Below are 24950 nucleotides of genomic sequence, written 5' to 3'. Positions count from 1 at the left end.
GCGCCTGGCATCCCCAAATATCAAGCACACGCTTATTGGTTCACAACGCGGTCATGCACGAAGAACGCCTCACTTTCAGTAGACGGTGTCAGCACAGCTTCTCTCTGCTGATCTGCAGGCACAGGCTGAAACAAGCGTGACTGCGCACGATAAAAACGGTCCATCACTTTCAAGTCGCGCTCACTGAGTTGCAAGGCATTTTCAACCCAAAGCTGCACAATCGCCGTCAATTCATCATAGCTTAGCGGATGAATTTTTTCCTTGGCTTTTTGTGCGGATAAAAACCCTGCGGCGTGTTTATTGTTTTTATCGATAAAGGTGCGTACGGCCTGCTCGCCTTCCCCTTGCTCGACCACCATATCGATCAACCCCATTTGCAGACACTCTTCCGCGCTATAGCGCTCGCACCCCAAAATCATCTTGTCAGCCACTGCCATGCCTGCTTTGCGTGCAATGAGGCTGTAAGCGCCCATGCCTGGAATCATGTTGAAGAATAGCTCGGGAAAGCAAAACACAGCCTGTCGCTCTGCGATCAACACATCACTGGTTAAAGCCGCTTCTATGCCTGCCCCCAACACCTCACCTTGCAGCAGTGAAATTTTGGTGACATTGCCCAGTTGAAAGCGGAAAGCGCGTTGTGCCACCACATCTATACTGAGTCTGGCATAGGCCTCCAGTTGCGCCCTGTCCTGTTGGCGGATGGCCGCAGCCATCTTTTGCAGATCGCCACCCATATTAAAATAGCCGGGCGTGGCAGAGGCGAATACCGAATAGCGGATCGGCAATGACGCCCCGTTCGCGGTCTCAACATAACCGCCACTCAGTTCGATATCATGGTGGTGCGCATGCAAGTCCAGCAACAAGGCGTGATTGATGCACGGAATCCGTTGCGGCTGAGAAAGATAAGTCCACAGTGCCTGCGATTCTTCATCATAACGACAGTACACCTGGCCGTAATCATGAGCAAGCAAGCGTTGTTGAGGGAGGTAAGGCAGTGTTTGTTCGCACGATTTCATGGGTTTCTCCTTGGATATTGGCAACCTGTTAAACCAATGAATGGCTGTGCTAGCCGCAGCCATCATTGCTTACAGCCAATACATCATAATCAAAACAGATCACCTGCGAATATCGCCGTTACCGCTTTTACAGTTGCAAGCAAATGTGCGGCTTGAAAAACAACAGCAGAAAACAAAATAACGATGCTGATAAAAAACAAAGGGGGCTTGCGCCCCCTTGTTGTACTTGAAGATTAAGCCCTTATGCCGTTTCTTTGATCGGAATAATCTTTTTACTGTTTTCCAGAGAGGCGGCATACTGCGTCATCTGATTGAAGTTGAGATATTTGTATATCTCGGCAGTATTGGTCAGCTTGCTGCCCAAGGTGTCCATATACTCCTGCATGGTCGGCATGCGCCCCAGCTTGGCGCAGACCGCCGCCAGCTCGGCAGAGCCCAGATAGACGCGAGCATCCTTGCCCATACGGTTATCAAAGTTACGGGTAGAGGTCGAGAACACGGTGGCCTTGTCCGCCACGCGTGCCTGGTTACCCATGCAAAGCGAGCAGCCTGGCACTTCGGTACGGGCTCCTGCCACCCCAAAGGTGGAATAAACGCCCTCGGCACGCAGTTGTGCTTCGTCCATGCGGGTCGGTGGAGCAATCCACAAGCGGGTTGGGATGCCACCTGCGCCTTCAAGCACCTTGCCAGCAGCACGGTAATGGCCGATATTGGTCATGCAGCTACCGATAAACACCTCATCAATCTTGTCCCCCACTACGGCTGACAAGGGCTTGATGTCATCCGGGTCATTCGGGCAGGCCACCAATGGCTCTTTGATTTCGTTAAGATCAATCTCAATCACATGGGCGTATTCGGCATCACTGTCAGGCTGCAACAGCTCCGGTTTTTCCAGCCAGGCCTTCATGCTGGCAATCCGGCGCTCCAGCGTGCGTGCGTCGGCATACCCGTTTTCGATCATGTTCTGCATCAGCACGATATTGGAATTGAGGAATTCGATCACCGGCTCTTTGTTCAGCAGCACCGTGCAACCGTTGGCGGAACGCTCCGCCGAGGCATCCGCCAATTCAAACGCTTGCTCGACCTTGAGGTCAGGCAAGCCTTCAATTTCAAGCACGCGGCCGTTAAACACGTTTTTCTTGCCCTGCTTGCCGACGGTCAAGGTTCCTTCCTGAATGGCCGCATAAGGAATCGCGTTCACCAGGTCACGCAAGGTGATGCCTGGTTGCATTTCACCTTTAAAGCGCACCAAGACCGACTCAGGCATATCCAGTGGCATCGCCCCGGTTGCTGCGGCAAAAGCCACCAGACCAGACCCAGCCGGGAAGCTGATGCCAATCGGGAAACGGGTATGCGAATCACCGCCCGTACCCACGGTATCCGGCAGAATCATGCGGTTGAGCCAGGAGTGGATCACACCATCACCGGCACGCAAACTGACACCGCCACGGCTGGACATAAACTCTGGCAGCTCGTGCTGCAACTTGATATCAACCGGCTTTGGATAGGCCGCGGTATGGCAGAAGCTCTGCATCACCAGATCGGCGCTAAAGCCCAGACACGCCAGCTCTTTGAGCTCGTCACGCGTCATGCCGCCTGTGGTATCCTGAGAGCCGACGGTGGTGGCTTTAGGTTCGCAATAGGTACCTGGTCGCACACCCATGCCTTCAGGCAGGCCACACGCACGGCCCACCATTTTTTGCGCCAGAGTATAGCCTTTGCCAGTATCTTTGGCAGGCACCGCTTTAATAAAGAGATCGGTCTCACCCAAGCCCAGCGCTTTGCGGGCATTTGAAGTCAGGCCGCGGCCAATAATCAGCGGAATGCGGCCACCGGCGCGCACTTCATCCGCCAGGGTAACCGGGTTCATTTCAAATGTGGCCAGAACCTCGCCCGCTTCAGACAACACTTTGCCTTCAAACGGCTTAATCACAATCACATCACCCGTATTCAGTTTGGAGACATCACATTGAATCGGCAAGGCACCAGAGTCCTCAGCCGTGTTAAAGAAGATAGGCGCAATCTTGCTGCCAATGACCACGCCGCCCGTGCGTTTGTTCGGGATAAATGGAATATCGTCGCCCATCCACCATTGCACTGAGTTGATGGCAGATTTACGTGAAGAACCTGTCCCGACCACATCGCCTACATAAGCCAATGGCAGGCCTTTTTGCTTCAGGTCCTCAATCACTTTGAGGCCATCAGACATACGGTTGACCAGCATCGCCTTGGCGTGTAACGGGATATCGGGACGGCTCCAGGCATCTTGCGCCGGGCTTAAGTCATCGGTGTTGGTTTCACCATCCAGCTTGAACACCACCACTTTGATCTCATCTTTGAGCGCTGGTTTGCTGGTAAACCATTGTGCCTCTGCCCAGGCTTGCATCAATGTTTTGGCATGCGTGTTACCGGCCTTCATTTTGGCATCCACATCGTGGAAGGCATCAAACATGAGGATGGTCGTGGACAAGGCCTTCACGGCATGCGCCGCCATGGGCGTATCCAGTAAAGCCACCAGCGCCTGCACGTTATAGCCACCCAGCATGGTTCCCAGCAGTTCAACGGCTTTTTCAGCGCTGACCAAGGGTGAGCTGGCCTTGCCATTGGCAATATCGGCCAAAAAGGCCGCTTTGACGTACGCCGCCTGGTCTACACCGGCCGGAATGCGGTTCTCAAGCAGATGCACCAGCAAGGCTTCCTGCCCGGCTGGAGGAGACTTGAGTAACTCAACCAGGGCGGCCACTTGCTCAGCGTTCAGGGGTAAGGGAGGAAGGTTTTGCGCAGCGCGCTCTTTTACGTGGGTGTCGTATGCTTCTAACATGATGTGTAGGCTCTATTTAATAAATCAAATTTGGGCAATAAAACGAAAATCGGGGAATGGGCCGGTATTAACCACTGGCCGCGAGGCATTCTTTTGATTTGATTATAATGCACTCCCTTCGCCAGAATGTTAACTGCTTGTAACATTCTGACAATTGATCAAAATGACAGCCGTTGTCAGCATCAAAACAACACTGCGAACGCTGTCAGCGTGTACTGTCTCCGTAAAGTTGCTTGGCAAACGGGGTACTGCAGCTTTTGCCAGCAGCAGAGGACTCCCATTTATCGAGCAGCTCTTTCTGATAGCCCTTGCCATGTTGCTTTTCCAGGTAGGCACGTACCTCAAACACATCGGCAAAACCATTATGGTCGGTGTCCATTAACGCCACCTGGTCTTCCAGACTCGGTCCGGCATATTTGCCAGTGCTATCCGTAAAATACTCCAGGGCAGACTCTGCGTGCGCTTGCACAGTCAACATCATCAGCGCAACGGCGCAACACATGCTGACACCTGTATTTGCTTTTAATCCTTTTATCATACTTACCCCCATTCTGACGCTTAGTAGTATGACGTAGTGTTTAGCAAATCGTGCGCATGTTCTGTGATTGAAAGCACATTAAACCGCTTTGAGCGCAATCTTCTTGCGCCAGAGGGCTGGGCCGCTCTTGTGCGCAGAATCGCCATCGGCACTCACTGCCACCGTCACCGGCATGTTTTCCACTTCAAACTCATAGATGGCCTCCATGCCTAAATCTTCAAATGCCAGCATGCGCGCATGTTTAATAGCCTTGCTGACCAGGTAAGCCGCACCACCAACCGCCATCAGGTAGACCGACTTGTGTCTGGCAATCTCAGTCAGCGCTTCGTCACCGCGTTCAGCTTTACCGATGGAGCCAAGCAAGCCGGTGTTCAGCATCATGTCGGTATAGCTATCCATCCGAGTGGCGGTGGTCGGGCCAGCAGGGCCTACCGCCTCATCGCGCACGGCATCCACCGGGCCGACGTAGTAGATAAACTTGTTGGTGAAATCCACCGGCAAGGGCTCGCCCTTGGCCAGCATGGTTTGAATCCGTTTATGCGCGGCATCACGACCGGTCAGAATCTTGCCGGTCAGCAACAGCGTGTCGCCGGTTTTCCAGCGCTGGGTTTCTTCGCGCGTCACCGTCTCCAGATTCACGCGCTTGGCTTGCGGACTAGGTGCCCAATGCACATCCGGGTAAACCTCAGGGCTGGGCGGAGTCAGCACCGCCACCCCTGAGCCATCCAGCGTGAAGTGCACATGTCTGGTGGCGGCACAGTTGGGGATAATCGCCACCGGCAAACTGGCTGCATGGGTGGGGTAATCGAGAATTTTCACATCGAGTACCGTGGTTAAGCCACCCAGACCCTGTGCGCCTATGCCTAAGCGATTGACCTTCTCGTAGAGCTCCAAACGCAGTTCTTCAATACGGTTTTGCGCGCCTCGTGCCTGCAGCGCCTGAATATCAATCGGCGCCATCAGTGACTCTTTAGCTAACAACATGGCTTTTTCAGCGCTACCGCCTATGCCTATGCCCAGCATGCCTGGCGGACACCAACCTGCGCCCATTTCCGGCACCACTTCAAGCACCCAATCGACAATGCTTTCATTCGGGTTCAGCATCGCCAGTTTGGACTTGTTCTCGGAGCCGCCACCCTTGGCTGCCACCTGCACGTCGACCTTATCCCCTGCGACCATTTCCACGTGGGTAATCGCTGGCGTATTATCTTTGGTGTTTTTGCGTGCCCCAGCCGGATCGTTGACGATAGAAGCCCGCAGGGTATTGTCAGGATGCAGATAGGCCCGGCGTACGCCTTCATTGACCATGGCTTCCAGCGTCATGTCGCCTTCAAATCTGGCATGCATGCCAACCTTGATAAATGCCACCACAATGCCTGTATCCTGGCAGAGCGGACGCTTGCCTTCTGCACACATGCGTGAGTTGGTCAAAATCTGGGCAATCGCATCTTTGGCCGCTGCCGATTCCTCACGGGCATAAGCCGCCGCCAGAGCCTGGATATAATCTTCAGGATGATAGTAGGAGATATATTGCAAGGCATCTGCAATGCTCTCGATAAAGTCTTGGGTTTTAATCAGGGCCATGTTTTGGTCTTTCAGGCGGGCGTTTTAGCGCGCATTGCTTTTCTGATACGCAATGGCAGGACTCACATCTTTACGCAAGATTTTACCATTTTTGGTGCGTGGAAACTCCTTGGCCAGGTAGACTGTTTTCGGTGCTTTATACGCCGCCAGATGCTGCTTGCCAAACACCATCAGTTCTTCTGGGGCAATCTCGGCATCCGGTTTGGGGATCACATAAATCACCACCAGCAATTTGTCTTTTTCAATCTCTTCGCCGACGGCCGCGCAATCTGCCACGGCCGGATGGCCTTTGTAGACGCGCTCGATTTCATATGGCGACACCCGGTAGCCAAAGCTCTTGATAATGTCATCCTTACGGCCCAAAAACCAGAGATAGCCATCGGCATCATACTTGGCGTAATCGCCGGTAAAGAAATAGCCATCATGCTTGTATTTGGTTGTTTCTTCCGGCAAGTTCCAATAGTTCAGGAATAAGCCAGGATCATTATCCGGCACGCTGATCATGCCCTCCTCGCCTTCGGCCACCGGCTCACGGGTGTCGGGATTGAGCAATACAATCTGGTGCCCAGGTTGCGGAAAACCGGCAGAGCCCGCACGAATCGGCCGATACACACTTTGTGAAAGATAGTAGGAAAACTCACTCATGCCTACCGCTTCATAAATATCCAACCCAAAACGCTCACGCCATTGGGTCAACACCTCATCCGACAAATGCTCGCCCGCACTCATATAGTGACGCACACTGGGGATATCTGCCTGTATAGCGGTGGTTTTTTGCAATAACTGGCGGTAAATGGTCGGGACACCAATAAAGATGGTGGCTTTGTGTTTGGCAATCAAATCCAGCCACTTTTGCGCATCATTTTTGCCTTCATGCACAATCACGGTTTTACCCAGGTATAACGGGTCCATCAGCCCAGTGCCCAGCACATAGGTCCAGTTAAACTTACCGGAGTGCATGATGCGGTCTTGCACCGTGTCGCTGTAGTTAAACCAGTATTGGGCGGCTGGCTGGCGCCCCAACAAGGCACGATGCGCATGCAGCACGCCTTTAGGATAACCAGTCGTACCTGAGGTATAGACCAAATAAGCCGGATCCTCTGCCCGCGTGGCATAGGCGGGCGCTGCGTCAGTCACATTCGCCAGGGCTGCCTCCAGCGACACCACATTAAACCCATCCACGGGTGAGACCTCCCCGGATAACTGTGTCAGCAAGACATGCTTCAGATGGGGTGTTTGCGCGATATTCTGCTGCATTTTGGCAGACATCGCCTGCCAGGCGGCCGCGTCAGTTACCAGGACCACGGCGCCGGAATCCTTGGCCAGATAAGCCACTTCTTCTGCAGTGAGCAAAGTAGACGTCGGCACGGAAATCGCCCCGGTTTTCATGGTGCCGAGAAAGGCCGTCGGGTAATCCAGGCTGTTCGGCAGGCGAATCAGCACCCTATCCCCTGGCTTGACAGCCAATTCACGCAACACCTGCGCAAAACGGTCTGTCCTAGCCGCCAGTTCGGCAAAGGTGATAATGCTGGTACCAAAACTGTCATCCTCCACAATCATGGCAATTTCATCGGCTGTCGGTGTGCCCAAGTGCCGGTCACTACAAGCCACCCCGATATTGAAAAACTCAGGGATGTCCCATTGCCATTGTGGATAAGGGGCTAACTGTGTCATGTTCAAACCTTTCCAATCACTCTATGCACGCACGGTTGATGCGATGCTGTTATAGGCATTTCTTTTGAAAATGCTTTTTAAATCTTCAATGACGCTTAAACGCTCATCAATGAGCGAGCGGGATGAAGCACAAGGCGCACGGAACACAGAAACCGGAATGTACTAAAAGTACATGAGGATTTCGAGTACCGCGCAACGCCGTGATTCGCCCGCGCAGCCATTGATTTAAAGCAGAATGCCGTAGGGCCAGTTTTGGCGTACTACCTGCGCCGGCATCAACTGCAGCACATGCAAGGCAAACTCCATATCGCTGACCTTGAGCGCGCGTAAGGCATGCGCTCTCAGCAGCGTCTGCAACGCCTTCCCAAACATGGGCGGGTCCAACATCTCGCCTTCAAACTTGATCGCCCCACCCAACAAGGCATCGGCTTCAATCGCCGCTTTCAAAATCGCCACCTTCTGGTTGATCTCGGTCGGCGATGGCGTGTAAGCGGTTTTACACAAATGAATATGCCCGGGATGGATCACCTGCTTGCCGGTCAGGCCCATGGCCGCTTCCTGGCAAGCGTGTTTGTACACCACGCGCGACTCGTTATCGCCATGCAAATCCAGCCAGCGACGCACGTCGTGCGGTTCCACAAATTTGTCCGGCATGATGTTGCTGCCAATCAGCGTTTCCACACCGCCAATCACACCTTTACCGGCGATCCTGGCTTCAAAAATCAGCTGGTTGATAAAATAGAACAGCTCTTCTATCCAATGCTCGGGCGTGATGTGGATCCCCAAAGCTTTAGAGAAGTCATGGATACCGAACACCACATGTTTCACGGTGTCGTATTGCATCAGTTCAGGTGCAATCTTGAGCGATTTAGGGTGTTCGATAATCGGCTGTATGGTGATTTGCGGGTTAATACTCAACAAAAAGCTAGACAGATCACGCACCTCGGCGGCACCGTAGGATTCACCCGCCTTGGCCAGCATGACGACATCAATAAATTCGCCCATGTCGCGTACCAGCTTCATGTCTTCTTCGTACTCATCGGTACGGAAGGAGTTGGCGCGGATGGCAATGGTGACGCGCTCATTGACCTTGCGCAGTTTGGGCAGCTCCTGCCGCAGCAAGGTGCGGCTCATTTCTTTCTGCCGACAACCATCTTCCAGGTCAAAAATCAGCGTATGCGCATTGGTAAAGTGCGCATGCTTGACCATGCGGTTGGCCGCCTGCTCCATGTCTTCATAAATGCCCAAGCTGGGCGCATATTTCACTGGCGGGTAATACAACTGTATGCCTGGCCAGTAATCCCCCAAGGCACTGGCATCCAGTGCAATCGGCTCTTCTCCCATATGCTGAATCATCTGGTCTCCTGTTCTGCCGTCGGCCGGCTCGCACTCAATTTTTGAAGAAGGGCTGCCATAGGCTTGAGGTCTCCGGTCGGGGCTTTTACGCCCTGAATCAAGTCCCAAAACACGTTATCTGGCAGTTCCAGCAAGGCATCCAGTTGCTCCATTTCTGCCAGTGTCAGGTTGCCAAATTGCTCACTGACAAAGCGTTGCAATACGATATCGAGTTCCAGCATGCCGCGGCGGCAGCGCCAGGTCAGTCGCCGCTGCTCGGCGTCACGTAAAATCTCAGCATTTAGCATAAATTCCCCCTATAACACTTTGATACCAAAGATCTTCTTACCCGGCTTGCTGTCTTGATGGGCCTTGGCTTTTTCGATCTTGAGGTCTTTAATCGCTGCAATGGCAGCGTTTGGATTCAGCTTTTTCGGACAGACATCGGTACAGTTCATGATGTTGTGGCAACGATACAAACGGTAAGGGTCTTCCAGATTCTCCAACCGCGCATCCTGTTCCTGGTCACGGCTGTCGGCAATAAAGCGGTAAGCCTGCATCAGCCCTGCCGGACCGACAAATTTGTCGGGGTTCCACCAGAAGCTGGGGCAAGAGGTTGTACAAGCCCCACACAAAATGCACTCATACAAGCCATCCAGCTTGGCACGGTCTTCCGGGCTTTGCAGGCGCTCGGTTTCCGGCGGCGTGTCGTGGTTTTGCAAATAAGGCATCACCGAATGATAGTTATCAAAGAATTGCGTCATATCCACGACCAGATCGCGAATCACAGGCAAGCCAGGCATGGGACGCAATACCACAGGTTCTTGCAGATCACTGAGTTTGGTAATGCAGGCCAGGCCATTTTTGCCGTTGATATTCATGGCATCACTGCCACACACACCTTCACGGCAGGACTTGCGCATACTGAGCGTTTCGTCCAGTTCTTTAATCCGCATCAGCGCGTCCAATAACATCTGGTCACTGTCTTCCAGCGTGACCTCGTAGTCCTGCATATAGGGTTTTTTGTCTACGTCGGGATTAAACCGGTAAATAGAGAAACGCATATCAATACACCCTTTTCTTCAACTCGAATGGTTCTACGGTCAATGGTTTGAGGCGCACCGGCTTGTACACCAGCTTTTGCTCGCGGGCAAAATACAGCGAATGACTGAGCCAATGCGTATCGTCACGCTCGGGATAATCCTCACGGGCATGGGCGCCGCGGCTTTCCTGACGCGCATGGGCCGCTTGCATGGTTGCCAGCGCCACCTCCATCAGGTTATCCAACTCCAGTGCTTCGACCCTGGCCGTGTTAAACACCTTGCTCGTATCAGCAATTCTTAACTGCCCGGCACGCTGGGCCACCTGCTTGATGGCGTCTACGCCGTCGGCCAATAAATCAGGAAAACGGAATACCCCGCAATGTTTTTGCATGGTCTGGCGCATCGCCAAGCCCACCTCAGCCACTTTCTCGCCCCCGCCATTTTCAAGGCGGTTAACACGCGCCAGCGTTGCATCCGCGACATTCGCTGGCAGCGGCTTGTGCGCACGGTTGGCAGCAATCTCCGCCGCCATTTTGTCACCTGCCGCTTTGCCAAACACCACCAGATCCAGTAAAGAGTTAGAGCCCAGACGATTGGCGCCATGCACAGAGACGCAGGCACATTCGCCCACCGCATACAAACCATTGACGACACGCTCAGACTGGCCGTCATGTACCACAACCTGACCATCCAGATTGGTGGGCACGCCACCCATCATGTAATGCGCGGTCGGCACCACCGGGATAGGCGCCTGGGTTGGGTCTACACCGGCAAAGGTTTTGGCAATCTCGCGGATGCCAGGCAAGCGTTTGCTGATGATGTCTTCCCCTAAATGATCTAGTTTGAGGTACACCGCGTCTTTATGCTTGCCAACGCCGCGGCCTTCTTTAATCTCGGTCGCCATGGCGCGCGACACCACATCGCGGCTGGCTAAATCTTTTGCGTTCGGAGCATAGCGCTCCATAAAACGCTCGCCCTCGCTATTCACCAAATAACCGCCCTCGCCACGCACGCCTTCGGTAATCAATACGCCGGCATTCAATACCCCGGTGGGGTGAAACTGCCAGAACTCCATATCCTGCAACGGCAGGCCTGCGCGCGCGGCCATGCCCAAGCCATCCCCCGTATTGATATAGGCATTGGTACTGGCCTGGAAGATGCGGCCACCGCCACCCGTGGCCAGCATGGTGGCTTTGGCATGAATCACATGAATGTCGCCGGTTTCGATTTCGAGCGCAATCACGCCCAAGATATCCCCATCGGCATCCCGAATCAGGTCCAGGGCAAACCACTCAATCAGGAATTGAGTGTTGGCCTTGACGTTGCGCTGATACAGCGTATGCAGCATGGCATGGCCGGTGCGGTCCGCCACAGCACAGGTCCGCGAAATGGCTTGCTCGCCAAAATTGCGGGTCATGCCGCCAAACGGACGCTGAAAGATGCGGCCATTTTCGAGGCGGTCGAACGGCATGCCAAAGTGCTCCAGTTCAATAATGGCCTTGGCCGCATTGCGGCACATAAACTCAATCGCATCCTGGTCGCCCAGGTAGTCCGAACCCTTGATGGTGTCATACATATGCCACAACCAGTTGTCATCAGACACATTACCGAGCGCGGCGGCAATGCCGCCTTGTGCCGCCACGGTATGTGAACGGGTGGGGAACACTTTGGACAGCACAGCGACATCGGCGCCGGATTCCGCCAGCTGCAATGCCGCACGCAAGCCAGCCCCACCACCGCCGACGATGACTGCATCTACCTGATGATGCTGTAGTTTGCTTGCACCTGTCCCCTGCGCTGTCTTGGTCATGCCATTCACCTTAAATCTTCATTCCAAATAAAATCCACAATACTGCGAGTGCATTTCCCCACACCGCAATATCTACCAATCGTTGCAGCACGGACCGTACGCCCAGATGCGGCACGTAATCCCGCAGCACATCACGCACACCCAGCCACGCATGCAGTAACATGCAGATAAAAAACCACAGTGTCAGCAGGCGCCACCACCAGGGCGCAAACAAGGCCACCCAGTCGTGATAACTTGCTGGCGACAACCACAGCAGCCGCATGCAGAATAACAACAGCCCAAAGGCCATGGACAAGGCACACAGCCGCTGCGTGAGCCAGCGACGCATGCCAGGGTATTTCGCCGTAAGCAGTTCAAATAGCATGCTGACTCAGCCCCAAATCGCCCATAACATCCACAACATGGTGAATGCCACCAGTCCCAGCACAACGCGGCTGGAGAACCTTGCCTTTTGCAGGGTGGTCATCCAATGCACATCCATCGCCAGATGACGAATACCTGCATAAAAATGATGAAAAAACGCCCAGGCCAAGCCCGTGACCAGACACTTGACTGGCCATGTTTGCAATTGGCCGGCCACGCTTTGATAGCCAGCAGCGCTAGACAATGACAGATACAAGGTCCATAAAAGCAATGGCTGAATCAAAAACAGTGCGACGCCACTGGCCCGATGCATGATAGACACCACGGCATTGACCGGCAGCCGGATCGTAAATAAATCCAGATTCTTGGGCCGCTGTTTTTTCTGCTTTTTAACAATCATGCTGCTACTCGTCTGCCTGCGCTGCACGTGCCACTGCACCGGCCACGTATTCCATCAAGCGTGGATCAAACGGCTTGGGAATAATGTATTCCTTGCCAAACGATAAAGACGTTAACTGGTACGCCTCCAGCACTTGCTGCGGCACAGGCTCGCGCGCAAGTTGACTGAGCGCTTTTGCTGCCGCCACTTTCATCTGCTCGGTAATCTGTTTGGCCTTGGCATCCAGCGCACCACGGAACAAATAAGGGAAACACAAGGCGTTGTTGACCTGATTCGGGAAATCACTGCGGCCAGTGGCCATAATCACGTCATCACGCACTGCGAAAACCTGGCTGGGTAAAATTTCAGGATCTGGATTGGCCAGTGCAAAAATCACCGGTTTGGCCGCCATACTGGCCACCAGCTCTGCTGGCAAGCCATTCTTGGCCGACACCCCGATAAATACATCTGCGCCCTGCATGGCCTCGGCCAGCGAGCTCACCTTGCCAGCCGCAATCGCCAACGCACGGTTGTTGTCATGCAAGTCATCCCGCGCCAAATCGAGCACGCCTTTGCGATCCACCATGGTGATATCGGTGGCACCCATCAGCTTAAGCAACTTGGCACATGAGCAACCCGCCGCACCCGCACCTAAAAACACAATTTTGGCGCGGGGCAAGGTTTTGCCTTGGAGCTCAAGCGCATTTAACAAGGCTGCTGCCACAATCACGGCCGTACCATGCTGGTCATCATGAAACACCGGAATATCCAGGCGTTTTTTCAGTTCGGATTCAATATAAAAACAGTGCGGGGCAGCGATATCTTCCAGATTGATCCCGCCAAAAGTCGGCGCGATATTGACGACAGTCTGGATAAACTCGTCAGGCGTGGCGGCATTGACTTCGATATCAAACACATCAATATCTGCAAAGCGTTTAAACAGCACGCCCTTGCCTTCCATCACCGGCTTGCCGGCCAAAGCACCGACGTTGCCCAGTCCGAGCACGGCTGTTCCATCAGTGATCACCGCCACCAAATTTCCCTTGTTGGTATACTTGTAGGCATTGGCAGGATCCGCCTCTATTTCGAGCACTGGCGCGGCCACCCCTGGCGTGTAGGCCAGGGATAAATCCTGTTGCGTTGCGCATGGCTTGGACGACTCCACGCTCAGCTTGCCCGGCTTGGGAAACTGGTGGTAGTCCAGCGCGCGTTTTTTCAAGTCATCCATTCATTAACCTCTTTCTATTCACCAGTCTTTGCGTCGACCAAGACTTTTCAAAATACATGTTGGCTAGGCAAGCAAAGCCCAACAACGCGAAAATGTGTTTTCAAAAGTCATTTCTTTTATCCCGAATAATTCAAAAACTTCAGCAGCCAGACGGACAAGCGCAGCTCAACGCCGCTGATGAAGATTTTTCAATCATTCCAATTCACTCATGTAGTGGTGGTCATCGGTCAGGCACAAACCTAACCGCCACTCCATTGGCTTATCACCATAGGTGAACGACACGCGCTCTATGCTCAGCAGCGGATATCCCTCTTTCAGCCCCAGGGCTTTCGCCACTTCAGCATCTGCGGCCACCGCTTTGATCCGCTCTTCAGCACGGATCATGCGTATGCCAAACTGCGACTCATACATGCTGTACATGGAGCCATTGCTTTCTTCCACCTTGGCGCGATTCAAGCCTTTGAATGGCGCAGCGGGCACAATAATGTGGTCATAAATCAGAGGCCGTCCGGAAAAAGTCAGCAAGCGCTTAACCTCTATGGTGGTCGCGCCCGCCTTCATTTCCAGCACCTTGCCGATATGCACACTGGCTTTGCTTTTGACACAGGAGATAAACTCATTCTGTAACAATTCTTTTTGGCCGGTTTCAGCAGTCAGACGCAAAAAGCGCAACTTCACATCATCCTGATTGTGGGTCGCGACAAACGTACCCTTGCCCTGACGACGAATCAGGATATTTTCAGTAGCCAGACTATCTATTGCCTTACGCACCGTGCCCTGACTGACCTTGTAACGCTGAGCCAGATCAATCTCACTCGGGATCATGTCACCCGGGCGCCACTCCCCACCAATCAGGCTCTGGGTGATCAACACCTTAATCTGGTCATATAACGGCCTGTAACTGGCTGATCCGACTTGTTTATCCATATCCTTGACTCCACACTTGCAGGCATCACAAGACGCCAAAAAATTAGTTATTCAATTTATATCACAGCGCTTTTTTGTTGTCTACTATTTTATATCTTATATAAGACATAAGATATTTGTTGACAGAGTTTTTTTATTCATGAATAATGAATTCAATTCTCGCTGCAACAAAGGAAAACCCATGTCATATGCACTCAGACCACGACGCTCGATGCTATATGTCCCTGGCTGTAATCAGCACTATTTGGAGCGTGCGCGCACATTAGCGGCCGATTCCGTCATTCTGGATCTGGGAGACCCGATTCTGGTGGATGTCAAAGTGCAATCACGGGATAACGTTGTCAATGCTGTCAAGCAAGGTGGCTATGGCAAACGTGAAGTGGTGGTGCGCGTCAATGATCTGCACTCGATTTGGGGGCATGACGATATCAAGGCAGTGGCCAATATTGGCGCAGATGCCATTCTGTTCCCCAATATCGAGTCTCGCGAAGACGTGTTGCAGGCACAACAGCTGCTGGACGATGCCGGCGGCAAGGATGTGCCGATGATGGTGATGATAGAGAGCCCGCTGGCAGTATTAAACGCCAAGGAAATTGCGGCCGCCTCTGAGCGCGTGATCTGCATGGTAATGGCCACCTCTGACCTCATTTCGCAACTGCATGCACGTGTGACGCATGAACGCTCTGCCATCCTCACCTCCTTATCGCTGGTCATTCTGGCGGCGCGTGCGTATGGCAAAGGCGTGATTGATGGCATTACGTCTGATTTTAAGAACATGCATTCGTTTGAATATGCCTGCCGCCTGGGGCGCGACATAGGCATGGATGGCAAGTCACTGGTGCATCCGGCACAAATTGCTTATTGCAATGATGCGTATACCCCGCAAAGGTCTGAGGTCGAACATGCAAGGTTGATCATTAAAGCCCTGAAAGAGGCTAACGAAGGCGGTAAAGGGACGGTCGTGGTCAACGACAAACTGGTGGAACACCACCATATTAAAGCTGCGCAACGACTCATCAAGTTATCAGAAGCGATTGCAGAGCTAGAAGAAGAATTCATTTAAGGAATCAACATGACAGGCAAAATCAACGCCGGGCGTTTTTTTGAAGACTTCCAGCTGGGTGAAGTCATCCAGCATGCGACGCCCCGTACCATCACCAGCGGCGATACCGCGCTGTATATCGCCTTGACAGGCGCCCGCAACCCGCTGCATTGCAGCGCGCCGTTTGCCTTGTCCTTGGGTTACGCGCAGATGCCGATTGATGACTTGCTTGCCTTTCATATTGCATTTGGCAAAACCGTGCCGGATATCTCCGTGAATGCTGTGGCTAACCTTGGCTATGCCGATGTGCGTTTTATCCAGCCAGTATTTGTGGGTGATACCTTGACCACCTCCAGCGAAGTGATTGGTCTCAAGCAAAACTCCAGTGGCAAAAATGGCGTGGTTTGGGTGCGCTCAACCTCGGTCAATCAAGACCAGCAGACAGTTTTAAGCTGGGTACGCTGGGTCATGGTGCACAAGAAAAATCTGGAGGCGCCAGCCCCGGAAACGGTGATCCCCGAATTACCGGCATTTGTCGCAGCCGAGAATCTGCGCCTGCCTGCACCGTTTAATGTGCACCAGGAAATCGCCGTTGCCACTGGCGGCCACTATTTCTGGGAAGACTATGCCGTGGGTGAGCGATTGCGCCATCCTTCCGGGCTCACGATTAACGACAGCGACCACACGCTGGCAACCCACCTTTATCAGAACAACGCCAGGCTGCATTTTGATGCACACATGATGCAATCCACCCCGCAGGGACAGCGCCTAGTGTATGGAGGTGTGGTGATTTCAGCCTGCCGCGCATTGAGCTATGAGGGCTTGGAAAATGCCTTATCCATCGCTGCGATTAATGGTGGCACCCACGCCAATCCAAGTTATGCAGGCGACACGATTTATTGCATGACAGAAGTATTGGATCAATGGACCCTCCCCCATCCACAACTGGGGGCACTCAGATTACGCATGATCGGCCTGAAGAATATTCCGCCGGATCATGTTGAAAACATCAAGACCACCCAGGGCTATCACCCGAATGTGGTGCTCGACCTCGATTACACCGTTTTAATTCCACGAAAAGGAAACTAACCATGGCCGTTCATCCTAACCAGGCGCTCTTTGGTGGCGAAAAACCCTTTCCGGTGATCCCGGCTTGTGAGCACTTTGCAGGCAGTGAAAAACTGATCCTGAAAGCCTTATCCTTACAAGATCCGGCCAATCCGAATGCTGTGGGTCCTGTGTTTGATATCACCTGCGACTGTGAAGATGGGGCCGCCAGCGGGCAGGAACAGGCACATGCCGAGATGATTGTGCGTGTCCTTAATTCTGACGCCAACAAATACAAAATGGCCGGGGCACGCATTCACGACTACACCCATCCGCATTGGAAAAAGGATATCGACATTCTGGTCGGTGGGGCCGGTGAAGTGCTGAGTTACCTTACCATTCCCAAATGTACTGACATTGCGCAAGCGCGTGAAATGATCAGCTACATCCAGACTGTGGCCAAACAGCATGACATCCGCCGTGAAATCCCGGTACATATCCTGATTGAAACCCATGGCGCACTGCGTCAGGTTCATGAAATTGCACAGCTTCCCTGGTTACAAGTGTTGGATTTTGGCCTGATGGACTTTGTCAGCGCCCACCATGGCGCGATTCCTGCCAGCGCCATGCGTAGCCCTGGCCAGTTTGATCATCGCTTGCTGGCGCGCGCCAAAACAGAAGTGGTTTCTGCCGCGCTGGCCAATGGTGTGGTACCTGCTCATAACGTGACACTGGACCTCAAAAATGTGGAGGTCACGTTCAGCGACGCCTCCCGCGCCCGTAACGAGTTTGGTTTTATGCGTATGTGGAGTATTTATCCGACCCAGATTCAGGCCATCGTCGACGCCATGAAGCCCAACTATGACGAAGTAACGGATGCGGCCAGCATTTTACTGGCCGCGCAGGCAGCTGACTGGGGGCCGATTCAGTACGCAGGTGAATTGCATGACCGCGCCACCTACCGTTATTTCTGGGAAGTGTTGCAAAAAGCCAAGCAAACCGGGGTGGCCATGCCGGAAGATGCAGAGCACGCATTCTTTTGAGATGTTTGACGACCGCCGATAAACGCAGATTAACGCCGATACTAAAGATTGTTAGCCAATTCACTTTTAAAGCTTATCGGCGTGCATCTGCGTTTATCGGCGGTTAAATAGAGTTTAATTTTACAAAGGTTCATCATGCAGCAATCCAATACCCCTGGCGGACGCTTCCGCGCCACACTGGCAGCCGAAAAACCATTACAAATTATCGGTGCGATTAATGCCTACCACGCCATGCTGGCCACCCAATCCGGGTTTAAAGCCATCTACCTGTCTGGTGGCGGCGTGGCGGCAGGTTCTTTAGGCCTGCCCGATCTTGGCATTTCTGGCCTGGAAGACGTGCTAGTAGATGTCCGCCGGATTACCGATGCCGTGGATACGCCATTACTGGTCGATATTGATACCGGGTTTGGCGGCGCATTCAACATTGCACGTACGATTAAAAGTGTCGCCAAGGCAGGCGCAGCCGCCGTGCATATTGAAGACCAGGTCAGTGCCAAACGCTGCGGCCACCGGCCTAACAAGGCGATTGTGAGCCTGGAGGAAATGGTAGACCGGGTAAAAGCCGCCGTCGATGCCAAGCCCTATGATGACTTCGTGGTCATGGCGCGCACGGATGCGCTGGCGGTGGAAGGATTGCAATCTGCCATAGACCGCGCCTGTGCTTGCGTAGAAGCAGGTGCGGACATGATTTTTCCGGAAGCGATGACTGAGCTGGGGATGTATCAGCAGTTTGTCGAGGCCGTCAAGGTGCCGGTACTGGCCAATATCACCGAATTTGGCTCTACCCCTTTATTCACCGTAGAGGAACTGGCCACGGCAGGCGTTGGCATGGTCTTGTACCCACTGTCAGCCTTCCGCGCGATGAACCAGGCGGCGCTTCAGGTGTACCAGCGCGTACGCAAGGATGGCACACAGAAACATGTGTTGGATTTGATGCAGACACGTGCGGACCTGTACGAGCATCTTGGCTATCACGCTTTTGAACAGAAACTAGACGCGCTTTATAAAAAATAAGCGCACGCGACCAGAGATAAAGGAGGTTAGTTATGAACACCACCACTGATCCTATCAACACGGCTCCCGCTAGTGAAGCACCCAAGCGTAAAAAAGGCGTCGCGCTGGCGGGTGTGGCTGCGGGCACCACGGCCATTTGTACCGTGGGCCATAGCGGTAATGACCTGCATTACCGCGGTTACGATATCATCGAACTGGCTAAACATGCCACGTTTGAAGAAGTCGCTTATTTGCTGATTCACGGTGAGCTGCCCACCCAACCACAACTCACTGCTTATCATCAAAAGCTCAAAAAGCTACGCGGCCTGCCCAGTGCACTTAAAGCCGTACTGGAACAGATTCCAGCCAATGCGCATCCAATGGATGTGATGCGCACAGGCTGCTCGATGCTGGGGACACTGGAACCAGAAGCTACCGACCGCAATACTGCTGGCGCACAAGCTCTGGGGGACCGCTTGATTGCCTGTTTCGGCTCTATCCTCATTTACTGGTACCACTTTAGCCATCGCGGTGTACGTATTGAGGTAGAAACTGATGACGACTCTATCGCGGCGCACTTCCTGCATCTCCTGCATGGCAAAAAACCATCCGAGCTGCATATCAAAGCCATGAACACCTCACTGGTGCTCTATGCCGAACATGAATTTAACGCCTCCACTTTCACCTCACGCGTGATCGCTGGCACCCTCTCCGACTTGTATTCTTGCGTCACCGGTGCCATTGGCGCGCTACGGGGGCCCAAACATGGCGGCGCCAATGAAGCCGCCATGGAGATTATTGAGCGTTACCAAACACCAGATGAAGCTGAAGCAGATATCAAGGCTCGTATGGCGCGCAAAGAAATCATTATTGGCTTTGGCCATCCCGTGTATACCATTGCCGATCCACGTAATGAATCCATCAAGGGCGTAAGCAAATCCCTTTGTGAAGATGCCGGCAATATGAAATTGTTTGATATCTCGGCCCGTATTGAAGAAATCATGTGGACCGAGAAAAAGATGTTCCCTAACCTGGATTGGTACAGTGCCTCCAGCTATCACATGATGGGCATCCCGACTGGCATGTTCACACCCATTTTTGTGATTTCACGCACCACCGGCTGGGTCGCGCATGCCATAGAACAGCGTATCGATAACAAGATTATTCGCCCGAATGCAGAGTATAACGGCCCGGATAACAGAGCGTTTGTGCCTTTAGACAAACGTTAGTCTTACCCATTTTTTAGCCACAGAGGACTCAGAGAGCACAGAGAAAACTCTGCTGTAGCCTCTGTTGCTTAAATTTTTACTTGAAAGAATCTCTTATGTCCGCCCATATTTCTAATGTACGTCCCGATCCCGATCAAGTCATTGTAGATATCGCCAACTACGTGGCAGATTTTGAAATCAACTCTCATGAAGCTTACGATACCGCCCGCAACTGCCTGATGGATACGCTGGGCTGTGGTTTCGAGGCACTGGATTATCCAGCCTGTACCAAATTACTAGGCCCCGTGATTGCCGGTACGGTTGTGCCGAATGGCGCCAAAGTTCCCGGCACCCCTTATCAGCTGGACCCTATCCTGGCCGCTTTCAATATTGGCGCCATGATCCGCTGGCTGGACTTTAATGACACCTGGCTAGCTGCAGAATGGGGACATCCATCTGACAACCTGGGCGGGATTCTGGCTTCAGCGGATTACATGTCGCGCAAAAATGTGGCCGAAGGCAAAGCGCCATTGACCATGAAAGACGTACTTACCGCCATGATCAAGGCACATGAAATTCAGGGCGTACTGGCGCTGGAAAACAGCTTTAACAGAGTGGGTCTGGACCACGTCATTCTGGTTAAAATTGCCTCTACCGCTGTCGTGACCAAATTACTGGGGGGCAACAAGCAGGATATTATCAATGCTGTGTCTAACGCCTTTGTTGATGGTCAAAGCTTGCGTACCTACCGTCATAGTCCAAACACCGGTTCACGTAAATCCTGGGCAGCAGGTGATGCCACCTCGCGGGCGGTGCGCCTGGCCTGGATGACCTTGCAAGGCGAAATGGGCTACCCAAGTGCACTCACGGCGAAAACCTGGGGCTTTTATGACGTCTTGTTCAAAGGTAATGCCTTCAAGTTCCAGCGCCCTTACGGCAGCTATGTGATGGAGCAGGTATTGTTCAAAATCTCGTTCCCGGCCGAATTTCACGCGCAAACAGCGGTGGAGTGCGCTTTCCAGCTCAACAAGGAAGTGGGCAGCCGTCTGCAAACCATGGAAGACATTGCCAACATCGACAAGATTATTATCACCACACACGAGTCCGCCATTCGCATCATCGATAAAACCGGCCCGTTGGATAACCCTGCTGACCGCGACCATTGTATTCAATATATGGCAGCCGTTGGTTTGCTCAAAGGAAGTTTAACTGCACAGGATTACGAAGATGCCGCAGCCGCTGATCCACGCATAGATGCACTGCGTGACAAGATGACTTGCGTCGAAAAAGCAGAATATACGCATGACTATCTGGATCCGGAAAAACGTTCCATTGCCAATGCCATTCAGATTTTCTTTAAGGATGGCACGCAATCCAGCAACATTGCGGTGGAATACCCGATTGGCCATCGCCGCCGCCGTGGCGAAGGCATCCCGGAACTGGTGAAGAAATTCAAAACCAATCTGGCGCGTCGCTTTGACACATCAAGACAAGCCGACATTTTGGCCTTGTGTCAGGATCAGGCCAAGCTGGAAGCCACTGCTGTGAATGCGTTTGTGGATATGCTGGCGCTCTAACAACGCAAACTCAGTCTCTAAAAAGAGCGCTCAAGCAGCGCTCTTTTTTATTACCTGTATCAAACCCAAACGCTGAATAAAAAAGAGCGACCACAAGGGTCGCTCTTGAACTGCTATTAGCAATACTGCTGCGATTAGTGATCCACAACAATATTTTGCTGTGTCAGCAAGTTTGCGATCACGGCTGCATCGCTGGTTTGGCCGTTGGTTAAATCGACACCAGCCACCACAATGGTCTGCGTTTCTTGACCACTATTGAATGCACCTGAAACATTGTGTGCATCATTAGCAAAGCCACCATTCGAACTGATATGAATAATGGTATCGCTGCCTGATTTCTCGAAGTGCATGTAGTTGACTAAGTTGTTTGGATTTTCACCTTGCAACAAATCACGGATATCCAATACATCACCGCCTTGGTTGACAGGCGCTTTGTTGAAATCTGTGATCGTGTCACGTGCAGGCGCGCCAGCAGAGCCATCATCGCCTTGATCCCACTTGAACACATCCACACCCGCGCCGCCGGTCAGGGTATCGTTGCCTTTACCGCCGATCAGTATGTCATTGCCATTACCGCCGTTCAAGGTGTCATTACCAGCACCACCACGCAGGATGTCATTACCATCGCCACCATTCAAGGTATCGTTGCCAGCGTAGCCGTAGATAATGTCATTGCCGGAGGTACCGTTAACAACGTTGTCACCTGCATCACCACCGATAATTGGCGTAGTGTTATTGCTACTCAACAAGCTGAGATTGAGCAGATTGCTTGCACTTGCGCTATCTTGCAGGCCAGTACTGTCAGTTGCAGTGATCGTAAAGTTTTCCAACACATTGACGCCAAGAAGCTGCGGATTCACCTTCACCGTTGACAGGAATTCATTCAGAGCAAGGTTGTCGATCGTGCCACCGTCAGCAGCTGTAACCACCAGTTTGCCATTTGCACCGATTAAGCCAAGGAAGCCGCTACTTTCTGTATAGCTTACTTTTAAGCCTAACTCATTCGCTACCGCTTGCGAGTAACTCATCAGTGTAGAGCCGATGATCACACCAATCCCAGCATTGAAAGCAATATTGACGTTAGTAATGTTGTTATTGGCATCACTTGCAGTGAAGCTCTGGCGGCTAGAGAAATCCAGCAAATCAACATTCAACAGGCCAGGCAAGGTAATCAAGCCAGCCGCACCGACAGCCGTAGAGACATCAGGCGCCACCTGCGGTGTAGGTGTATAGGTATTATTTTTCGCCACATTCACCGTCAAATCAGCAGTGCTGGTGTCACCATCTTTGTCACTTAATGTATAAGTAACTTTAGTGCTGTCTGCAGGCTGGGTAGTGCTTGACGTCGTGATTTTAATGTTATCAAGCAAACCACCGGTACTGTTCGTATCCACTGATTTAAACTCCACGCGCATCTGGCTACCAGTCCCTGTGAAGCTGTATGAGAATGTACTCATGTTCAAGCTTCCAGTATTGACCGTATCAATGACTTTACCATTCACAATTACTTGAATTGCAGAGTCAACGCCTGATGTATGACCAGCACGTGCCGCATAATCAAAACTTAATGTCACCACTGCATCTTTGCTTGGATTGATATAAGTGTATAGATTTCCATCACCGTTATAGTTTTCAATCTCAAGCACATTGCCGTAACTTGCAGACAAGCCATAAATAGTACTTGGCATAATCTCAATCGTGCCACTCTTGTTGTCTGTGTACCAGCCTAAAGGCACTGGCGTTTGCTGACTACTGCCATTGGCATCAAAAGTGGTGTTGATGAGAGTTACTTTTGTCTGTCCTGGGGTGAAGGCATATTTACCATCGTCCATGTCTACAACAAATGTGCCAGCTTTGGTAACCACTGTCAGCTGATGAGTCGTCGCATTGTAAGAGCTATTATTCGTCCCAGCGACGGCAATTGAACCTGTTTTAGCATCAAAGGTGTAAGTGGTCCCCTCAATCGCCACCGATTTGACATAGCCACCATCTGCGCCGAAGCCACCGCCACTGGTCAAACTGCCAACAACAGGGGTTGGTACAGTCTGGCTCAGTACAGCATCCAATTGCGCAAAGTTAGATACCTGAATTGCATTTGTATCCGTGCCAGTTGAGCCATTGTACGCAACCTGGTTCATGCTGTTTGCCACCTGCGTTGCAGAAACACTGCTACCCACACCAATTGCATATTCATTGATGTTATTGGCTTTCAGGAAGGCCTCCCATGCCTGTCTATCGCTATCCCCTACTTCACGGCCACTATTTGGCTCGCCATCAGAGAAGAAGTAACCAATGTTCTGTCCGCCTGAGATCTTACCGACAGAGTTAAAGGCTGTTTTGCTTCCATCCAGCGCCGCATCATAATTGGTGCCAGATAACGTTTGCAGTGAAGCAAGCACTTGTTTTGCCTCTGAGATGGTCACCCAAGTTGGTGTTTTCTGATAATAGCCATCAGAGAAAGTCACGATCATGACGCGGACATCACCGCCCAATGAAGCATATTGATCCAACAAGGTATTGATGGACTTCACTTCACTAGCAAGACGTGAGGTACCATTGATACCATCCAATGTCGCCATACTGCCAGAGACATCAATGGTAAACATGATGTTTGTGCCTTTGTCGCCCTGAGCAGTGACCGTCTGATTGGTAGCAATCGGCGCATCATCAACCACATTAACAGTGATAGAACCAGTAGTTGTGGTATCAGAGTCTTTAGCATTTACACCAAACTTCAGGGCAAGCGTATCCTCACCTTGAGCAGGGTGATCCAGCGGACCAGACAGCTTGACAGCGTACTTGCCTGAGTTATCAATGGATATGCGCAAGATTTCCTGACCATTAGCAGAACCGATCAGCGTCCCGGTGTTGCTTCCAGCCCAGGTAATTGCCACGCCACCAGACGTATAGGTTTGAGTTGGTGCAGTCAATGTCACACTCTGCAAGTCACCATTTGGATCTGAGATACCTAAATCACCAGAAGCAATAATGTTTGAAGGCTCACCTGGATCCAGAATACCACTTGGTAATCCATCTTCAGACACAGAGGCACTGCCATCTAAAGTCACAAAAACTGGTGACTGGTTCAAAGTGTAAGCATAGTTATCGCTTGGCACACTGGTGTTGCCAGCGTTGTCTGTTGCAGTCACCGTGTAGTTATGCAAGCCTTTAGCAATATCAGTCGATGGTGTGAATGTCCAGTTACCGTTTTTGTCGGCGATAGCTGTACCAATCGCATTTTTGCCGTCATAAACAGTCACAGTGCTACCTGCTTCAGCCTTACCACTCAAAGTTGGGGTTGGGTCATCTGCTACGCCACCAT

20 protein-coding genes are annotated in these 24950 nt (G+C 52.2%); 6 read left to right on the top strand and 14 right to left on the bottom strand.

All coding sequences use genetic code 11. The features are described from left to right. Window positions 1-32: 32 nt before the first annotated feature. From ACT53G_RS02400 to ACT53G_RS02340, 13 genes are all read right to left on the bottom strand, one after another. On the bottom strand, window positions 33-1016 hold the full coding sequence (locus tag ACT53G_RS02400) for a crotonase/enoyl-CoA hydratase family protein (protein ID WP_476168598.1): 984 nt from the start codon (window positions 1014-1016) through the stop codon (window positions 33-35). A 241-nt stretch (window positions 1017-1257) separates the two neighbouring features. Continuing rightward, window positions 1258-3837, bottom strand: coding sequence for a bifunctional aconitate hydratase 2/2-methylisocitrate dehydratase (acnB, locus tag ACT53G_RS02395; RefSeq protein ID WP_476168597.1), 2580 nt, complete (start codon window positions 3835-3837; stop codon window positions 1258-1260). 205 nt (window positions 3838-4042) lie between these two features. Next, a complete protein-coding gene (locus ACT53G_RS02390; RefSeq protein WP_379077940.1) occupies window positions 4043-4375 on the bottom strand; it encodes a hypothetical protein in 333 nt (110 codons plus the stop codon). A 78-nt stretch (window positions 4376-4453) separates the two neighbouring features. After that, window positions 4454-5959 carry a fumarate hydratase gene (locus ACT53G_RS02385; protein WP_476168596.1) on the bottom strand — a complete coding sequence of 502 codons (1506 nt, stop codon included), beginning with the start codon at window positions 5957-5959 and terminating at the stop codon, window positions 4454-4456. Between the two features lie 24 nt (window positions 5960-5983). Beyond that, entirely contained in the window at window positions 5984-7633 is a 1650-nt protein-coding gene (locus ACT53G_RS02380) for an acetate--CoA ligase (protein ID WP_476168595.1), read from the bottom strand. A 225-nt stretch (window positions 7634-7858) separates the two neighbouring features. Next, window positions 7859-8989 carry an HpcH/HpaI aldolase/citrate lyase family protein gene (locus ACT53G_RS02375; protein ID WP_194746971.1) on the bottom strand — a complete coding sequence of 377 codons (1131 nt, stop codon included), beginning with the start codon at window positions 8987-8989 and terminating at the stop codon, window positions 7859-7861. Then, window positions 8986-9276, bottom strand: a complete 291-nt coding sequence (locus ACT53G_RS02370; protein WP_476168594.1) for an FAD assembly factor SdhE — start codon at window positions 9274-9276, stop codon at window positions 8986-8988. The genes ACT53G_RS02375 and ACT53G_RS02370 overlap by 4 nt, the downstream gene beginning before the upstream one ends. A 9-nt stretch (window positions 9277-9285) precedes the next feature. Next, entirely contained in the window at window positions 9286-10032 is a 747-nt protein-coding gene (locus ACT53G_RS02365; protein ID WP_228518643.1) for a succinate dehydrogenase iron-sulfur subunit, read from the bottom strand. 1 nt (window position 10033) lies between these two features. Continuing rightward, window positions 10034-11821, bottom strand: a complete 1788-nt coding sequence (gene sdhA / locus ACT53G_RS02360; protein ID WP_338657417.1) for a succinate dehydrogenase flavoprotein subunit — start codon at window positions 11819-11821, stop codon at window positions 10034-10036. A 10-nt stretch (window positions 11822-11831) separates the two neighbouring features. Further along, window positions 11832-12185, bottom strand: a complete 354-nt coding sequence (sdhD, locus tag ACT53G_RS02355) for a succinate dehydrogenase, hydrophobic membrane anchor protein (protein ID WP_379077956.1) — start codon at window positions 12183-12185, stop codon at window positions 11832-11834. Between the two features lie 6 nt (window positions 12186-12191). Continuing rightward, window positions 12192-12584 (bottom strand): succinate dehydrogenase, cytochrome b556 subunit, encoded by a 393-nt coding sequence (sdhC, locus tag ACT53G_RS02350; RefSeq protein WP_379077958.1) that lies wholly within the window; start codon window positions 12582-12584, stop codon window positions 12192-12194. A gap of 4 nt (window positions 12585-12588) precedes the next feature. Beyond that, window positions 12589-13791 carry a malic enzyme-like NAD(P)-binding protein gene (locus tag ACT53G_RS02345; RefSeq protein ID WP_313988722.1) on the bottom strand — a complete coding sequence of 401 codons (1203 nt, stop codon included), beginning with the start codon at window positions 13789-13791 and terminating at the stop codon, window positions 12589-12591. A gap of 192 nt (window positions 13792-13983) precedes the next feature. Further along, window positions 13984-14718: a GntR family transcriptional regulator gene (locus ACT53G_RS02340; RefSeq protein WP_194746977.1), complete on the bottom strand. Its 735-nt coding sequence runs from the start codon at window positions 14716-14718 to the stop codon at window positions 13984-13986. 181 nt (window positions 14719-14899) lie between these two features. Here ACT53G_RS02340 and ACT53G_RS02335 point away from each other — a divergent pair, with 181 nt between their 5' ends. From ACT53G_RS02335 to ACT53G_RS02310, 6 genes are all read left to right on the top strand, one after another. Then, window positions 14900-15781, top strand: coding sequence for an HpcH/HpaI aldolase/citrate lyase family protein (locus ACT53G_RS02335; protein ID WP_275354849.1), 882 nt, complete (start codon window positions 14900-14902; stop codon window positions 15779-15781). Between the two features lie 9 nt (window positions 15782-15790). After that, a complete protein-coding gene (locus ACT53G_RS02330) occupies window positions 15791-16849 on the top strand; it encodes a MaoC family dehydratase (protein WP_476168593.1) in 1059 nt (352 codons plus the stop codon). A 2-nt stretch (window positions 16850-16851) separates the two neighbouring features. Beyond that, a complete protein-coding gene (locus ACT53G_RS02325) occupies window positions 16852-17850 on the top strand; it encodes an HpcH/HpaI aldolase/citrate lyase family protein (RefSeq protein WP_476168592.1) in 999 nt (332 codons plus the stop codon). Between the two features lie 135 nt (window positions 17851-17985). Continuing rightward, a complete protein-coding gene (gene prpB / locus ACT53G_RS02320) occupies window positions 17986-18864 on the top strand; it encodes a methylisocitrate lyase (protein WP_476168591.1) in 879 nt (292 codons plus the stop codon). Between the two features lie 32 nt (window positions 18865-18896). Next, window positions 18897-20072: a bifunctional 2-methylcitrate synthase/citrate synthase gene (gene prpC, locus ACT53G_RS02315; RefSeq protein ID WP_476168590.1), complete on the top strand. Its 1176-nt coding sequence runs from the start codon at window positions 18897-18899 to the stop codon at window positions 20070-20072. A 95-nt stretch (window positions 20073-20167) separates the two neighbouring features. Next, entirely contained in the window at window positions 20168-21628 is a 1461-nt protein-coding gene (locus ACT53G_RS02310) for a bifunctional 2-methylcitrate dehydratase/aconitate hydratase (RefSeq protein WP_476168589.1), read from the top strand. Window positions 21629-21762: 134 nt separating this feature from the next. On the opposite strand, the gene ACT53G_RS02305 is transcribed toward ACT53G_RS02310, so the two are convergent. Continuing rightward, the coding region (locus ACT53G_RS02305) for a type I secretion C-terminal target domain-containing protein (protein WP_476168588.1) at window positions 21763-24950 on the bottom strand (3188 nt) is incomplete at its 5' end.

It is taken from the genome of Methylophilus sp. DMC18, assembly GCF_056314005.1.
The sequence above is the reverse complement of the archived record's forward strand: the minus strand, read 5'-3'. Positions and strand labels throughout refer to the sequence as shown.

Excerpts from the sequence above, each read along its gene's own strand:
- ACT53G_RS02380 (WP_476168595.1), bottom strand. The coding sequence starts at position 7,633 with ATGACACAGTTAGCCCCTTATCCACAATGGCAATGGGACATCCCTGAG.
- prpB (WP_476168591.1), top strand. The coding sequence starts at position 17,986 with ATGCAGCAATCCAATACCCCTGGCGGACGCTTCCGCGCCACACTGGCA.
- ACT53G_RS02375 (WP_194746971.1), bottom strand. The coding sequence starts at position 8,989 with ATGATTCAGCATATGGGAGAAGAGCCGATTGCACTGGATGCCAGTGCC.
- ACT53G_RS02340 (WP_194746977.1), bottom strand. The coding sequence starts at position 14,718 with ATGGATAAACAAGTCGGATCAGCCAGTTACAGGCCGTTATATGACCAG.
- ACT53G_RS02330 (WP_476168593.1), top strand. The coding sequence starts at position 15,791 with ATGACAGGCAAAATCAACGCCGGGCGTTTTTTTGAAGACTTCCAGCTG.
- sdhC (WP_379077958.1), bottom strand. The coding sequence starts at position 12,584 with ATGATTGTTAAAAAGCAGAAAAAACAGCGGCCCAAGAATCTGGATTTA.
- sdhA (WP_338657417.1), bottom strand. The coding sequence starts at position 11,821 with ATGACCAAGACAGCGCAGGGGACAGGTGCAAGCAAACTACAGCATCAT.
- ACT53G_RS02390 (WP_379077940.1), bottom strand. The coding sequence starts at position 4,375 with ATGATAAAAGGATTAAAAGCAAATACAGGTGTCAGCATGTGTTGCGCC.
- ACT53G_RS02310 (WP_476168589.1), top strand. The coding sequence starts at position 20,168 with ATGTCCGCCCATATTTCTAATGTACGTCCCGATCCCGATCAAGTCATT.
- prpC (WP_476168590.1), top strand. The coding sequence starts at position 18,897 with ATGAACACCACCACTGATCCTATCAACACGGCTCCCGCTAGTGAAGCA.
- acnB (WP_476168597.1), bottom strand. The coding sequence starts at position 3,837 with ATGTTAGAAGCATACGACACCCACGTAAAAGAGCGCGCTGCGCAAAAC.
- ACT53G_RS02335 (WP_275354849.1), top strand. The coding sequence starts at position 14,900 with ATGTCATATGCACTCAGACCACGACGCTCGATGCTATATGTCCCTGGC.
- ACT53G_RS02325 (WP_476168592.1), top strand. The coding sequence starts at position 16,852 with ATGGCCGTTCATCCTAACCAGGCGCTCTTTGGTGGCGAAAAACCCTTT.
- sdhD (WP_379077956.1), bottom strand. The coding sequence starts at position 12,185 with ATGCTATTTGAACTGCTTACGGCGAAATACCCTGGCATGCGTCGCTGG.
- ACT53G_RS02345 (WP_313988722.1), bottom strand. The coding sequence starts at position 13,791 with ATGGATGACTTGAAAAAACGCGCGCTGGACTACCACCAGTTTCCCAAG.
- ACT53G_RS02365 (WP_228518643.1), bottom strand. The coding sequence starts at position 10,032 with ATGCGTTTCTCTATTTACCGGTTTAATCCCGACGTAGACAAAAAACCC.
- ACT53G_RS02400 (WP_476168598.1), bottom strand. The coding sequence starts at position 1,016 with ATGAAATCGTGCGAACAAACACTGCCTTACCTCCCTCAACAACGCTTG.
- ACT53G_RS02370 (WP_476168594.1), bottom strand. The coding sequence starts at position 9,276 with ATGCTAAATGCTGAGATTTTACGTGACGCCGAGCAGCGGCGACTGACC.
- ACT53G_RS02385 (WP_476168596.1), bottom strand. The coding sequence starts at position 5,959 with ATGGCCCTGATTAAAACCCAAGACTTTATCGAGAGCATTGCAGATGCC.